This window comes from Mycobacterium cookii (assembly GCF_010727945.1).
GTDB classification, from domain to species: domain Bacteria; phylum Actinomycetota; class Actinomycetes; order Mycobacteriales; family Mycobacteriaceae; genus Mycobacterium; species Mycobacterium cookii.
Genome location: NZ_AP022569.1, coordinates 3,101,845 through 3,114,848 on the forward strand (window position 1 = coordinate 3,101,845; position 13,004 = coordinate 3,114,848).

The following is a 13,004-nucleotide window of genomic DNA, read 5'->3' on the forward strand; positions in this document are numbered from 1 at the left end:
GGAGTATTCGATATGGCGTGGGACTTCTCTACCGAACCCGAATTCGAGAAGAAGCTGCAATGGATCCGCGAGTTCGTCCGCGAAGAGGTCGAGCCGCTGGAGGTATTGTTCCCGGGCTGCGAGTTCCTGCCACTCAACGACGAGCGGCGCAAGATCGTCGACCCGCTCAAACAGCAGGTCCGGAACCAAGGCCTGTGGGCGCCGCACCTCGGCCCTGAACTCGGCGGCCAGGGTTTCGGCGCGGTCAAGCTGACGCTGATCAACGAAATTCTGGGTCGCAGCCCGTGGGCGCCGATCGTCTTCGGCACCCAGGCACCGGACACCGGAAACGCCGAGATCATCGCCCGCTTCGGCACCCAGGACCAGAAGGACCGCTACCTGGCCGGCTTGCTGTCGGGCGAGATCTTCTCCTGCTTCTCGATGACCGAGCCGCAGGGCGGCGCCGATCCGCGGGTCTTCACCACCCGTGCTGTGAAGGACGGTGACGACTGGGTGATCACCGGACGAAAGTACTTCTCCAGCAACGCATCCGTCGCATCGTTCTTCATCGTCGTCGCGATCACCAACCCGGACGTAGCCGTGCATCACGGCGCGTCGACGTTCCTGATCCCGGCGGACACCCCGGGTCTCAAGGTCGAGGCAAACCACCACCTGGTCGGCGCGGACCCGCACGAGCCGGGACATTCGCTGGTGCACTACAACGACGTGCGAGTCTCGTCGGACGCCTTGCTCGGCGAGCCCGGGCAGGGCTTCCTGATCCTGCAGACACGGTTGGCGGGCGGCCGACTGCATCACGCGATGCGGTCGATCGGCATGGCGCAGCGCGCCGTCGAGATGATGTCCAAGCGCGCGAAAAGCCGTTTCACTCAAGGATCGCTGCTCGCCGACAAGCAGTTGGTGCAGGAGTTCATCGCCGACTCGTACACCGAGTTGACACCGTTCCGGCTCACCGTGCTGCATGCCGCGTGGCTGATCGACAGCGGGGATGAGCACGCCGCCCGCGCCGAAATCGCCACTTGCAAGATCCTGGCATCGCAGGTGCTGAAATCGATTGCGCTGCGGGCTATTCAGGTGCACGGTGCGATCGGGCTCACCGATCAGCTGCCACTGGTCAACGTCTTGCTCGGCGGGATCGCGCTGGGCCTGGCCGACGGACCGACCGAAGCACACAAGGTCAACCTGGCCCGAATGCTGCTCAAGGGCTACCAGGCCGAAGAAGGCGACTGGCCCAGCGAGATGCTCGACCTCCGCCGCGAGGCCGCCCGCGCCAAATACGGTGAGCTCGTTGGCCAATAGCCGCGTCACTGCGGCCGTCGAGCGCGCCCTCGACGAGCGCCAGCGCGAGGCCACCGAAGAAGTCGAACGGATTCTCGCAGCGGCCGTTCGGGTGATGGAACGGGTGGCGCCGGAACCGCCTCGGGTCAGCGACATCGTGGCCGAGGCCGGTTCGTCGAACAAGGCGTTCTACCGGTACTTCGCCGGCAAGGACGACGTCATACTGGCGGTGATGGAACGCGGCGTGGCGATCGTGGTCTCCTACCTGCAACACCAGATGACGAAAGAACACACCCCACAAGGTCAGGTGCGACGCTGGATCGAGGGTGCCCTGGCGCAGGTCGCCGACCCCCACCTGATCAGCATGAGTCGGGCTGCCGCAGGCCAGGTTTCGGCCGCACCGGACTGGCGGGCCGCCGACGACGAAATCATGCGGCCGATGCGCGATCTGCTGCTCGAACCGGTTGCCGCGTTGGGCAGCAAAGACATTCACCGCGATGCCGACGCCGTATTCCAGTGCACGGTGGCGGCCATGCGCCGCTACCTGGATTCGGCGCAGCGGCCCAGCCCCGACGACGTCGAGCATCTGGTGCAATTCTGCCTACGAGGATTGGGGATCAGTTGATGCGTGCCGTGGTCTGCCGGTCGTACGGCCCGCCGGAGGATCTGGTGGTCGACGACGATGTGGCCGACCCGACCCCGGGGCCGGGTCAGCTGGTGGTTCGGGTGCATGCGGCCGCGGTGAATTTCCCGGATGTGCTGCTGATCGCCGGCAAGTACCAGATCAAGATCCCGGTGCCGTTCACACCGGGCAGCGAACTCGCCGGGGAGGTGCTCGATGTCGGCGAGGGCGTGTCTTTTGTTCCCGGCCAGCGTGTTTCGGGCACCACATTTGTCGGGGCATTCGCCGAGCAGGCGCTGATACATGCCACGGCGGTGACCGAGATTCCCGAGGGTGCGGACTACGCGTCGGCTGCGGCGTTCGGCGTCACCTATCGCACCGCCTACCACGCGCTGCGGTCGGTCGCCGGCGTGGCGCCCGGCGACTGGGTGGTCGTCCTGGGCGCCGCGGGCGGCGTGGGCTTGGCCGCCGTGGATCTGGCCGTCGCCATGAAGGCCCGCGTGTTGGCCGCGGCGTCGAGTCCGGAGAAGCTCGAGCTGTGCCGACAGCGCGGCGCCGAGGCCACGATCGACTACGACCGGGAAGACTTGAAGAGCCGTATCCGTGAACTCACCGGCGACGCCGCCAAGGTGGTGCTCGATCCTGTCGGCGGGAGCTACGCAGAACCGGCGCTGCGAGGTCTCGCGCGGGGCGGTACCTTCGTCACGCTCGGCTACGCCGCGGGCGCCATCCCGTCGATCCCGCTGAACCTGGTGCTACTCAAGGGAATAACGGTCCGAGGCATGGAGATTCGCACCTTCGCCGAGGACCGGCCGGAGGATTCCGAGCGCGACATGCGCGAGCTGACACAGCTGTTCGCCGACGGCGTCGTCCGGCCCTACATCGGCGCCAGGTTTCCGCTGGCCGAGGCCGCTGCGGCGTTGCGGTTTGTTGCCGATCGCAAGGCGATCGGCAAGGTGGTCATCGACGTCACCGGTTGACGGCTCCCCGGGGCGCGGCACATGTTTTGCCCGCCTCTGAGCGACAACTAGGGCGTGACGATGTCGAACGCAGGATCGGGTTTGTCGAGCACGCCCAGAAACTGCTGCAGAACCGCCTGGTCGCCGGCGACCTCCAGACCTGGTGAGCCGACGTCACCCATCGCCGCCACCAGCAGTCGAAATGCGTTGTCCAGCTTGATGGTCACCGCCGCCGTCGAAGCATCGGCGGGGATCTTGCGGTGCACCAGGACCCCGTTGCGCAGGGCGAGGCGGTAGTTGCTCCCGGCGATCGTGACGTCGAGCGCGATGTCCAGGTCCCATGCCCGCGGTCCGTTGACGCTGATGGCCAGGCCGTCGAAAATCTGCTCGGGCGTCAGCTGAGACAAGAGCGTCGGCGACGACGTCTGCGCCGCGGTACCGAAGTTCCCGTCGCGCAATTCGGTGGCGCCGGACAGGAAGAAGTTGCGCCACGTCGCGTTCTCCGCGCCGAACGCCAGCTGTTCCAGGGTGGCCGCCAGCAGCGCGCGGGCCCCGGAATGGGTTTGGTCGGCAAACACCGCGTGATCGAGTAGCGTTGCGGCCCAACGGAGATCACCGGCATCGAGAGCGTGCTGGGCGAGTTCGACAACGCGGTCGATACCACCGATCGCCTCGACGTACCGGCCGGCGAGCGCTTCCGGCGGGTGCGGCCACAACCGGGCCGGGTTGCCGTCGAACCAGCCCATGTAGCGCTGGTAGATGGCCTTCACATTGTGGCTGACCGACCCGTAGTAGCCGTGGGTGTGCCACGCCCGCTCCAGTGCCGGCGGCATCTGCATCATCTCGGCGATCTCGGCGCCGGTGTGCCCCTGGTTGAGCAGCCGCAGCGTCTGGTCGTGCAGGTATGCATACAAATCCCGTTGTAGCGAAAGGAATTCGACGACGCGCTGGCGGCCCCACGTCGGCCAGTGGTGCGAAGCGAACACCACGTCGGCGCGGTCGGCGAACGTGTCGATCGCCTCGGTCAGATATCCCGACCAGGCGTGCGGGTCGCGGACCAGCGCGCCGCGTAGCGTCAGCAGGTTGTGCAGATTGTGGGTGGCGTTCTCGGCCATGCACAAGGCGCGGAATTGCGGGAAAAAGAAATGCATCTCGGCGGGCGCCTCGGTGCCCGGCGCCATCTGGAACTCGATCTCGACTCCGTCGATGGTGTGCGTTTCGCCGGTGCTGCGAATGTCCACCGTGGGAACGATCAGTGCGACCTCGCCGGTCGACGGTACTTGGCCGAGACCGCAGCCGACATGACCCTCTGGCCCGCGTGCGAGCAGGGTGCCGTACATGTAGGTGGCGCGGCGGGTCATCGCCGGTCCGGCATAGACGTTCTCCTGCACGGCGTGCTCGGTGAACCCTTCGGGCGCCAGCACGGCGACCCTGCCGGCATCGACGTCGGCCTGCGACGTGACACCGAGGACGCCGCCGAAATGGTCCACGTGGCTGTGGGTGTAGATGACCGCGACGACGGGACGCTCGTCCCGGTGTGCGCGATACAGCTGCAGCGCCGCAGCCGCCACCTCGGTGGAGACCAGCGGGTCGATGACGATCACGCCGGTGTCGCCCTCGACGAAGCTGATGTTGGACAGATCCAGCCCGCGCACCTGGTAGATGCCGGGCGTGACTTCATACAGACCCTGCTTGGCGGTCAGCTGGCACTGGCGCCACAGGCTGGGATGTACCGATGGCGGCGCATCGCCGGCCAGGAACGCATAGGCGTCGTTGTCCCAGACCACCCGCCCGTCGGCGGCCCTGACGATGCACGGCGTCAGCGCGGCGATGAAGCCCCGGTCGGCATCGGCGAAGTCGGCGGTGTCGTCGAACGGCAGCGATTCCACCGCCTCATCATTTCAGCAGCGCCCGGGCGGGACTGGGCATTCACAAAGCCGACCGGCAAACCTTCGCTGAAGCACGGTCAGGCCGTCTCAACAGGGAGCTTAATTTTTGCCGAATTCACTATCGACGCTCTCAGCAAAGCTGCATACTGCCGAAACGGTCCGTCAACGGCGACGGATCGCCACAACAACGCAAGGAGAACCGGGTGAAACGTTCAGTAACGGTCGCTGCAGCAGCGACGGCGATCGTCGTCGTGGGTCTGTCCGGATGTTCGAGTAAGTCGTCGACGAGCAGTTCGTCGAACGGGACCTCCGCGGCCGCGAGCGCCAATTCAACCGCGAAGGTGACCATCGACGGCAAGGACCAGAATGTGCAAGGCGCCGTCGCATGCACCTCCGCCGCCGGCAACGTCAACATCGCCGTCGGTGGTGCTACGACCGGCATCGGCGTCGTGCTGACCGACGCCAGTCCGCCTTCGGTGAAGTCGGTCGGTCTGGGCAGCGTCAACGGCGTGACCCTCGGCTACACGCCCGGCACCGGCCAGGGCAACGCCACCGCGACCAAAGATGGCAACAAGTACAAGATCAGCGGGACCGCAACCGGGGTGGACATGGCCAACCCGATGCAGCCCGTCAACAAATCCTTCGAAATCGATGTGACCTGCCCCTGACGGTGGGCATGACGAGGTAGTCACACCGCACGACAGCGACGACCCGGCGTCGCTCTCGCGCGGTGGACCCTCAACCGTCGACAGCGAGCGGCAACCGGACGGTGAAGTCCGTGTGCCCCGGCGTGCTGTCCAGCGTGATCGTGCCGTCGTGGGCTTTGACCACGGCCGAGACGATCGCCAGCCCTAGCCCGGTGCTACCGCCTTTGCGGGACCGGGAGGTGTCGCCACGGGCGAACCGCTCGAAAACCTCCGACTGCAACTGCGCGGGAATTCCCGGCCCGTTGTCGACCACACTCAACGCGGCATGCGTCCCGTCGGATTCCAGCCGCGTGGTCACCACGGTCCCCGCGCCGGTGTGCACGCGGGCGTTGGCCAACAAATTCGTCACCACCTGATGCAGTCGGGCCGCGTCGCCGTACACCATCACCGGTTCTTCCGGTAAGTCGAGCTCCCACTGGTGATCCGGACCGGCGACGTGTGCGTCGCTGACCGCGTCGACGGCGACCCTCGACAGGTCCACCGCTTCGCGCTCCAGCGGCCGTCCGGAGTCCAACCGGGCAAGCAGCAGCAGATCTTCGACGAGGTGCGTCATCCGCTCGGTCTCCGAGCGCACCCGGTACATCGCATGCTCGACGGCCTCGGTGTCGTCGCCCATCCGCTGCGCCAACTCGGTGTAGCCGCGGATGGCCGCCAACGGGGTGCGCAACTCGTGGCTGGCGTCGGCAACGAATTGACGCACCCGGGTCTCGCTGGCCTGGCGAGTCGACAGGGCGGCCGCGATGTGGTCCAGCATCCGGTTGAGCGCCGACCCGAGTTGCCCGACTTCGGTGCGCGGGTTGGCATCTGACTCGAGCACCCGCACCGGCAGCGCGACTTCGCCGCGGTCCAGCGGCAGATCGACGACCTCGCTCGCCGTTTGGGCCACCCGCCGCAGCGGCGCCAGCGCTCGACGGATGATCACGATGCCGGCTGTGGTGGCCGCCGCGAGGGCAATGGCGGTGACGACCGCGAAGATCATCAGGACCCGGATCATCGTCGCGTCCACGGTCGACATCGGCAGTCCGGTGATCACGACGTCGCCGCTGCCGCGCCGGGCCGGTGCGGCGACCAGGCGGTAACGGCCCAGGCCGTCGAGATCCCGGGTCACCGGCCTGCGGTCGACGGGCACCGCTGCCAGCTCGGCCTTGGCTGCGTCGCTCAACGCGGCGCGGCCGCCCGCGGTGGTCAGGTAGCCCGCTTCGGTGCCCCGGTCCTGGCCGCGCACGGCGCCGACCATGCCCACCGGCTGGGCGGGAGCGTCCAGGAAGACCGGCCCCGGACCCGGCCGCGGGAAAGTGCGCGAATGGTGCCAGTGCGCCGTCGGCGGTTCGCTGAATATCCGCACCGACCGCTGCGAGGCGTCGTGCACGTTGACGTCCAACTGCCCCACCAGATATCGGTACAACGCAAGCTCGGTGACCGCGCCGATGCCGACACACACGATGGCCAGCACGATGACCTGTCCGACCAGCAGCCGAAGCCGCAGCGACCAAGTCCGGCCCATGCTAGCGAGCCGGTTTGAGAACGTAACCGGCGCCGCGCAGGGTATGGATCATGGGCTCACGCCCGCTGTCGATCTTCTTTCGCAGATACGAGATGTACAGCTCGACGATGTTGGAACGGCCGCCGAAGTCGTAACTCCATACCCGGTCCAGGATCTGGGCCTTGCTCAGCACCCGCTTGGCGTTGCGCATCATGAAGCGCAGGAGCTCGAATTCGGTGGACGTCAACGAGATCGGCTCCCCGGCACGGGTCACGTCGTGGCTGTCTTCGTTGAGCACCAGATCGCCGACGACGAGTTGCGCGCCGCTGTCCTCGGTCGTCACCCCGGTGCGTCGCAGCAGTGCGCGCAACCGCAGCACTACCTCCTCGAGACTGAACGGCTTGGTGACGTAGTCATCACCGCCGGCGGTCAGACCGGCAATGCGGTCTTCGACCGCGTCCTTGGCCGTCAGCAGCAGTACCGGCAACTGCGGGGTCTCTTCGCGCAGTTTCCGCAGTACCTCGAGTCCGCTCATGTCCGGCAGCATCACGTCGAGAACGACGACGTCCGGCCGTTGCGACCTGGCCGACTCCAGCGCCGATGCGCCGTCGCCGGCGGTGGCGATGTTCCAGCCCTCGTAGCGCAACGCCATCGAGACCATCTCGGCAAGGACGGCTTCGTCGTCGACCACCAAAACGTTGATCGGATTCCCGTCGGCACGGCGCATGACAACACGTTCGACGGGTGCGTGGGGTTGGCTCACAGCTTCAAGTATGCGCAGCGTGATGAGGCGTTGCTATGGCAAACCTATGCGCCCGCTGTGAGCCGACCCCGCCGCAGATCAGCGGTTAGAACCAGACTTTTCGGCCGCCGACCGGACGTCCCACGGCGCCGAGGACGAACAAGACGACTCCGATGACGACCAGAATCCACCCGAGGGTGATCAGAAGCGGCACCGGCAGCACATAACCAAGGACGAGCAGGATAATTCCGAGAACAATCATGACGACTCCATTCCAGATTTTCGTTGTGAGGATTTCGCGATGTTCGCGTTAGTACCAGTAGCGCCTGCCGCCCACCGGGCGGCCGACGGCGCCGAGAACCCACAGCACCGCACCGATAACCAGCAAGATGATGCCGATCGTCTGCAGCACAGCGACTTTGAGGACATATCCCAATATGAGCAAGATGATGCCTAAGCCGATCATGACGCCTTCACTCCAATCAGCTGGTCGACGTCCAACGCGGGCATCGAGCTGGGTTGCGGTAAATGGCAGTCGGCCACCTTCGGATTCACTCCGGCGTAATTCAGGGGACCTGCCAGAACAGTTACTGCGATAGTGCTTAGAGAGGCACAATTCTGATCGGTATTCTTCAGATAATCCCGTTGGAATGCGGCTATTACTCCGATCACCAACCAGACCACCGCGATTGCGCTGATCAAACCTCCGCCACGCATCCTGACCTCCATCAATGTCGGGCAAAGCCGTAGAGCCTAGCTAAGGTACCCACGGCGGTCGGGGTCCAAACATTTGGACACAACATCTGAAATACCGACAGAGGAGTCCGCGGAGCGGCCGACTTTGTTCAGCGGATTTGCCAAATTGGTTGTGCCAGATCGGTACTCAGGTACTAAAAATTTTGGCCGGTGTCGAACGGAGCCCTCGACTGGGCTCGCCGTGTCAGCAAATCAGGATCGCCGCGCCGACACGAAATCCACCGGCGGCAGTTCGACGTCACTCGGGACTGCGCGCCCGTACCGGGTCAGCAGATCGGCCATCCCGATCGCCGACGCGTCCCAGCCGTGTTCGCCCAGCCACGCGGTCAGATCGGTGCGCTCCTCGGGGTACCACAGCTCTTCCATGTCGGGGATCTCCGCGTCGAGTACCTGCGCGGCAGCGGCATGGAACCGTTGCGACAGCTCACGCCGACTGGAAAGCAGTCCCGGGTCGACCGCATTCTTGTCGGGCAGATTGGTGGCCAGCCAGGTGCCGGAAGGGCTCAACGAATCAATCCGCTCGAACAGCAGATCTTGCGCGGCCGCGGGCAGATACCGCAGAAGTCCTTCAGCCGACCACATCGTCGGCTTGGATGCGTCAAAACCCGCTTCCCGCAATGCCGTTGGCCAATCGTGGCGCAGGTCCGCGGCGACGTTGACCAGCTTCGCCCGTGGCTGTGCTCCGCTGCCCTGCAGCGTCACCGACTTGAAATTCAGCACTTTCGCCTGATCGACCTCATACACCGTGGTCCCGTCGGGCCACGGCAGCCGCCAGGTCCGGGCATCCAGCCCGGCCGCCAGTATCACCACCTGCCGGACGCCGGCTGCGACCGCGTCGAGGAAGATCTGGTCGTACCAGGCGGTCCGCACCGCCATGAAGTCGACCATCACGCGCCGGTACGCCTGCGCGTCCGGAGCGATGTCGGCCAGCTTCGACGCCAGCCCGGGATCCGACGTCAGGCTCCACACGCCGTTGCCGACGGCATCGAGGAACACCCGCGCGAACGGATCGCGGATCAGCGGGTCAGCGCTCTCGGTCTCAGCCGCGCGGGCCGCGGCCACCCCCAGCGCCGTCGAGCCCACGCTCTCGGTGATTTCCCAGGAGTCATTGTCGGTCCGCGGCATCGTCTCTCCTCCGGTCGGCAGCCAGCATCGGACAGTACGCCCGCCCGCTGTGAAGACACTGGCCGGTCATTGCGAGATCGGTCGATTCGCTTGCAGCCATTGGTCTGCGCGACGTTTGGAAGCGCGCGACAACCATCCGTCTTGGATGAGTTCGGCCAGCTCGGTTCGGCTCACCTCGGCAAGATGGCAGGCCCGGATCAACACCGACGGATGGTCGTCGAACCGGGCGGTGGTGAAAAACGGCGATCGAGGGTCCTGCACGAGCGCCAGCTTCTCGCTTTCGGATTCGACCCAGATCATGATCACGTCGGCGAACCGCTCGCCGGTCTCGGGGTCGGCGGCGTCAGGTTGCGGGGTGCGGAAGAAAACGAACGATTTGCCGCCGACCTGATAGACGGCGTTGCCCTTGGGTCCCTCGATGCGCTTGGTGTGCGGCATCGCGGCGGCGATCTGGTGGACGTCGCTCAGTCGGGCTGGTCGATCTGCCATTTATCTACTGCTGCAACAATTCCGCCATCGGTGCCATGATCGCTTGCAACCCTTTGAACGGCCGCAGCATCACCTTGAAGGACACGATCTGATCGTCGTCGTTCCAGTGGATCATGTCGATCCCGTTGACGTAGACGCCGTTGACGGTGGCTGCGAACTCCAGTATTGCCGAGCGCTCGGAATACCATTGCTCGACGTAGTGAAAGTCTGTGTTGCCGAACACTTTTGCGGCCGCCTTGAGATACTTCGCGGTCAACGCTTTGCCTTGTTGCGGCCTGAAGACGGCCGGGGAGTAGAAGACGGCGTCGTCAGCGAGTAGAGTGTCAAGGCCGTCGGTGCGGCCGGTCTCGATGACCGAAATCCAGCGGTCGATCAGGGGTGGCGTCATACCACGATCCTTGCAGATCCGGCCCTGCGGTAGCTTCACCTTCGTGGAGGAGCTCACCGCCCCGGACGGCCTGGCCGAGTGGATGTCACAGCAGGGGCTGGGCGACGGCCCGCTGGAGAACGTGTCGAAGCTCGCCGGCGGCACGCAGAACATCATGTTGCGGTTCACCCGATCAGGCCGACCGTATGTGTTTCGACGCGGGCCCAAGCATCTGCGACCGCGCACCAACACGGTGATCATGCGAGAGACCGAGATGCTCGCCGCGTTGGCCGGCACCGACGTCCCGCACCCGCATCTGATCGCCAGCTGCGCCGATCCCGCCGTACTCGGCGACGCGGTCTTCTATCTCATGGAGCCAATCGACGGGTTCAACGCCGGCGCGGAGTTGCCCGCGTTGCATGCCGGCGACGCGTCGGTGCGGTTCGGGATGGGGCTGTCGATGGCCGACGCCCTGGCGAAGCTCGCCGCGGTCGACTACAAGGCCGTCGGCCTGAAGGACTTCGGGAAACCTGAAGGGTTTCTGGAACGCCAAGTGCCACGGTGGCTTTCGGAGCTGGAATCCTATAAGGAGTTCGAAAACTATTCCGGTCCCGACATTCCCGGTGTCGATGACGTCGCCGCCTGGCTGGACGAAGGCCGGCCGTCATCGTGGACGCCGGGCATCATGCACGGCGACTACCACGCGGCGAACGTGATGTTCTCCCGCACTGGTCCTGAGGTCGTCGCGATCGTCGACTGGGAGATGTGCACCATCGGCGACCCGTTGCTCGATCTGGGCTGGATGCTGGCCACCTGGGGACAGTCACCGGCGTTCGGCGGCAACCTGTTCGAGCTGGGCGGGATGGCCGGCACCGACGACCTGGTGCAGCAGTACGCGCAAAACACCACCCGCGACCTGTCCAACATCACCTGGTACACCGTGCTCGCATGCTTCAAGCTCGGCATCGTGCTGGAGGGCACGCTGGCCCGCGCCAGTGCCGGCAAGGCCCCGATGGAAGTCGGCGAACTACTGCACGCCGCGACCGTCGGCCTGTTCGAGCAGGCGCAGACCTTGATGGCCACCGCATGATCGACTTCGATATCCCCGCGGACCTCGCGGCGCTGCGCGACGAAATCCGGGCGTTCGTCAACGACAAGGTCGTTCCGTACGAAAGCGATCCCCGGCTCACCCGGCACGGCCCCGACGACGGGCTTCGCGCCGAGCTGGTCGAGCTGGCCCGCGAAGCGGGTTTACTGACCTTCCAGGCGCCCAAGCGATTTGGCGGCCGCGAGCCTTCGCACCGTGAACAGGCGGTGTTGTTCGAGGCGGCCGGCTGGTCGACGCTGGGACCGGTCGCGCTCAACTGCGCCGCGCCCGACGAGGGCAACATGTTTCTGCTCGGCAAGGTCGCCAACACCGAGCAGGTCGAGCAGTTCCTGCTGCCGGTGATCGACGGACATCAGCGCTCGGTGTTCGCGATGACCGAACCCGGCGGCGCCGGTTCGGATCCCAACCAGCTGAACACGACCGCGGAGTTCGACGGCACCGATTACGTGATCAACGGGCACAAGTGGTTGATCACCGGGGCACACGGCGCCAGGACGTGGATCATCATGGCCCGCATCGCACCCAACCCGCACGGCGGTGACGGGCCGACGCTGTTCCTCTGCGAGGGCGACACTGCGGGAATCGAACTCGAGCGCGTGATGAACACCATGGACCGCAACTACGTCGAAGGGCACGGCGTCGTGCGCTTGACCGACCTGCGGCTACCGGCGTCGGCGGTGCTCGGCGAGGTGGGTCAGGCGTTGCGCTACGCGCAATTGCGGTTGGCGCCGGCGCGGCTGACGCACTGCATGCGCTGGCTGGGCGCCGCCTCACGGGCGCAGTCGATCGCGATCAAGCATGCCCGCGAGCGCACCGCATTCGGCAAGCCGATCGGCGAGCATCAGGGCGTGAGCTTCATGATCGCCGACAACGAAATCGCCTTGCAGCAATGCCGACTGGCGATCTGGTGGGCGTGCTGGACATTGGACATGGGCGATCGGGGTACCGGTCGGCACGAGAGCTCGATGGTCAAGGCCTACGTGTCCGAGGAGCTGTTCAAGGTCGCCGACCGCTGCGTTCAAATCCTCGGCGGCATAGGCATTTCCGACGAGACACCGGTCGGGATGATCTTCTCCGACATGCGGGCGTTCCGGCTCTACGACGGCCCGACCGAGGTGCACAAGTACGCGATAGCGCGGCAGGTGCTGCGCTAGTCGCGAGCGGTTGACTCCGTCGCAGACAGCGCCTCGTCCAGCGTCGGGTACAACGAGATGATTTCGTCCAAGCCGGTCATCTGGATCGGTCGGGCCGTCGCCGAACTGTTCGCGACAATTGCGACCCGAACAGCGTCGCGGTTCTCGTCTTGGGTGGCCACCAGGATTCGCAGGCCCACCGATGCCATGAACGTCACGTCGGACAGGTCGATGACGAGAACTGGCGGCTGTTCTTCGAGCGCTGTCGTGATCGCCGCTTCGAACGCGGGGGCGGTGCTGAGATCGACTTCGCCGCCGATGCTCACCACAGCGGTCCGTCCTTGATGAG

General features: G+C 65.6%; 16 protein-coding genes. 6 read left to right on the forward strand and 10 right to left on the reverse strand.

All coding sequences use genetic code 11. The annotated features are described in order from the left end of the window. Positions 1-12: 12 nt before the first annotated feature. The 3 genes from G6N27_RS14795 to G6N27_RS14805 are packed head-to-tail and all read left to right on the forward strand — an operon-like array spanning position 13 to position 2,877. On the forward strand, positions 13-1,296 hold the full coding sequence (locus G6N27_RS14795) for an acyl-CoA dehydrogenase family protein (protein WP_163777023.1): 1,284 nt from the start codon (positions 13-15) through the stop codon (positions 1,294-1,296). Next, complete coding sequence (locus tag G6N27_RS14800; RefSeq protein ID WP_163777025.1) at positions 1,277-1,900, forward strand: TetR/AcrR family transcriptional regulator; 624 nt, start codon at positions 1,277-1,279, stop codon at positions 1,898-1,900. Before G6N27_RS14795 ends, G6N27_RS14800 begins: the two co-directional genes overlap by 20 nt. Next, complete coding sequence (locus G6N27_RS14805; RefSeq protein WP_163777027.1) at positions 1,900-2,877, forward strand: NADPH:quinone oxidoreductase family protein; 978 nt, start codon at positions 1,900-1,902, stop codon at positions 2,875-2,877. Before G6N27_RS14800 ends, G6N27_RS14805 begins: the two co-directional genes overlap by 1 nt. A gap of 47 nt (positions 2,878-2,924) precedes the next feature. On the opposite strand, the gene G6N27_RS14810 is transcribed toward G6N27_RS14805, so the two are convergent. Beyond that, positions 2,925-4,745, reverse strand: coding sequence for an alkyl/aryl-sulfatase (locus G6N27_RS14810; protein ID WP_163777029.1), 1,821 nt, complete (start codon positions 4,743-4,745; stop codon positions 2,925-2,927). A 203-nt stretch (positions 4,746-4,948) separates the two neighbouring features. On the opposite strand from G6N27_RS14810, the gene G6N27_RS14815 reads away from it, so the two are divergent. Further along, complete coding sequence (locus G6N27_RS14815; protein WP_163777031.1) at positions 4,949-5,413, forward strand: lipoprotein LpqH; 465 nt, start codon at positions 4,949-4,951, stop codon at positions 5,411-5,413. A gap of 70 nt (positions 5,414-5,483) precedes the next feature. On the opposite strand, the gene G6N27_RS14820 is transcribed toward G6N27_RS14815, so the two are convergent. The 8 genes from G6N27_RS14820 to G6N27_RS14845 all read right to left on the reverse strand — a co-directional run bounded on the left by G6N27_RS14820 (position 5,484) and on the right by G6N27_RS14845 (position 10,435). Continuing rightward, a complete protein-coding gene (locus tag G6N27_RS14820) occupies positions 5,484-6,956 on the reverse strand; it encodes a sensor histidine kinase (RefSeq protein WP_163777033.1) in 1,473 nt (490 codons plus the stop codon). A 1-nt stretch (position 6,957) separates the two neighbouring features. Continuing rightward, positions 6,958-7,662, reverse strand: coding sequence for a response regulator transcription factor (locus tag G6N27_RS14825; protein ID WP_163781827.1), 705 nt, complete (start codon positions 7,660-7,662; stop codon positions 6,958-6,960). Between the two features lie 121 nt (positions 7,663-7,783). Further along, on the reverse strand, positions 7,784-7,939 hold the full coding sequence (locus G6N27_RS25075) for a DUF6131 family protein (RefSeq protein WP_170308171.1): 156 nt from the start codon (positions 7,937-7,939) through the stop codon (positions 7,784-7,786). 48 nt (positions 7,940-7,987) lie between these two features. Further along, positions 7,988-8,143 carry a DUF6131 family protein gene (locus G6N27_RS25080; RefSeq protein ID WP_170308172.1) on the reverse strand — a complete coding sequence of 52 codons (156 nt, stop codon included), beginning with the start codon at positions 8,141-8,143 and terminating at the stop codon, positions 7,988-7,990. Then, positions 8,140-8,406: a hypothetical protein gene (locus tag G6N27_RS25305; RefSeq protein WP_163777035.1), complete on the reverse strand. Its 267-nt coding sequence runs from the start codon at positions 8,404-8,406 to the stop codon at positions 8,140-8,142. The genes G6N27_RS25080 and G6N27_RS25305 overlap by 4 nt, the downstream gene beginning before the upstream one ends. Positions 8,407-8,625: 219 nt before the next feature. Then, complete coding sequence (locus G6N27_RS14835; protein WP_163777037.1) at positions 8,626-9,558, reverse strand: class I SAM-dependent methyltransferase; 933 nt, start codon at positions 9,556-9,558, stop codon at positions 8,626-8,628. 66 nt (positions 9,559-9,624) lie between these two features. After that, positions 9,625-10,047, reverse strand: a complete 423-nt coding sequence (locus G6N27_RS14840) for an MmcQ/YjbR family DNA-binding protein (RefSeq protein ID WP_163777039.1) — start codon at positions 10,045-10,047, stop codon at positions 9,625-9,627. Between the two features lie 4 nt (positions 10,048-10,051). Continuing rightward, positions 10,052-10,435, reverse strand: coding sequence for a nuclear transport factor 2 family protein (locus G6N27_RS14845; RefSeq protein WP_163777041.1), 384 nt, complete (start codon positions 10,433-10,435; stop codon positions 10,052-10,054). 82 nt (positions 10,436-10,517) lie between these two features. Between G6N27_RS14845 and G6N27_RS14850 the strand changes: the two genes are divergently transcribed. Both G6N27_RS14850 and G6N27_RS14855 read left to right on the forward strand, forming a co-directional pair. Further along, a complete protein-coding gene (locus tag G6N27_RS14850; protein ID WP_163781829.1) occupies positions 10,518-11,504 on the forward strand; it encodes a phosphotransferase family protein in 987 nt (328 codons plus the stop codon). Next, on the forward strand, positions 11,501-12,676 hold the full coding sequence (locus tag G6N27_RS14855) for an acyl-CoA dehydrogenase family protein (protein ID WP_163777044.1): 1,176 nt from the start codon (positions 11,501-11,503) through the stop codon (positions 12,674-12,676). The genes G6N27_RS14850 and G6N27_RS14855 overlap by 4 nt, the downstream gene beginning before the upstream one ends. Here the strand turns inward: G6N27_RS14855 and G6N27_RS14860 are convergent. Next, positions 12,673-12,981, reverse strand: coding sequence for an STAS domain-containing protein (locus G6N27_RS14860; RefSeq protein ID WP_332103077.1), 309 nt, complete (start codon positions 12,979-12,981; stop codon positions 12,673-12,675). The genes G6N27_RS14855 and G6N27_RS14860 overlap by 4 nt on opposite strands. Positions 12,982-13,004 lie beyond the last annotated feature (23 nt).

What these genes read in the sequence shown, in the direction of transcription:
- G6N27_RS14795 (WP_163777023.1), top strand. Translation starts at nt 13, where the DNA reads ATGGCGTGGGACTTCTCTACCGAACCCGAATTCGAGAAGAAGCTGCAA.
- G6N27_RS14805 (WP_163777027.1), top strand. Translation starts at nt 1,900, where the DNA reads ATGCGTGCCGTGGTCTGCCGGTCGTACGGCCCGCCGGAGGATCTGGTG.
- G6N27_RS14820 (WP_163777033.1), bottom strand. Translation starts at nt 6,956, where the DNA reads ATGGGCCGGACTTGGTCGCTGCGGCTTCGGCTGCTGGTCGGACAGGTC.
- G6N27_RS14825 (WP_163781827.1), bottom strand. Translation starts at nt 7,662, where the DNA reads ATGCGCCGTGCCGACGGGAATCCGATCAACGTTTTGGTGGTCGACGAC.
- G6N27_RS25075 (WP_170308171.1), bottom strand. Translation starts at nt 7,939, where the DNA reads ATGATTGTTCTCGGAATTATCCTGCTCGTCCTTGGTTATGTGCTGCCG.
- G6N27_RS25080 (WP_170308172.1), bottom strand. Translation starts at nt 8,143, where the DNA reads ATGATCGGCTTAGGCATCATCTTGCTCATATTGGGATATGTCCTCAAA.
- G6N27_RS25305 (WP_163777035.1), bottom strand. Translation starts at nt 8,406, where the DNA reads ATGGAGGTCAGGATGCGTGGCGGAGGTTTGATCAGCGCAATCGCGGTG.
- G6N27_RS14835 (WP_163777037.1), bottom strand. Translation starts at nt 9,558, where the DNA reads ATGCCGCGGACCGACAATGACTCCTGGGAAATCACCGAGAGCGTGGGC.
- G6N27_RS14840 (WP_163777039.1), bottom strand. Translation starts at nt 10,047, where the DNA reads ATGGCAGATCGACCAGCCCGACTGAGCGACGTCCACCAGATCGCCGCC.
- G6N27_RS14845 (WP_163777041.1), bottom strand. Translation starts at nt 10,435, where the DNA reads ATGACGCCACCCCTGATCGACCGCTGGATTTCGGTCATCGAGACCGGC.
- G6N27_RS14850 (WP_163781829.1), top strand. Translation starts at nt 10,518, where the DNA reads ATGTCACAGCAGGGGCTGGGCGACGGCCCGCTGGAGAACGTGTCGAAG.
- G6N27_RS14855 (WP_163777044.1), top strand. Translation starts at nt 11,501, where the DNA reads ATGATCGACTTCGATATCCCCGCGGACCTCGCGGCGCTGCGCGACGAA.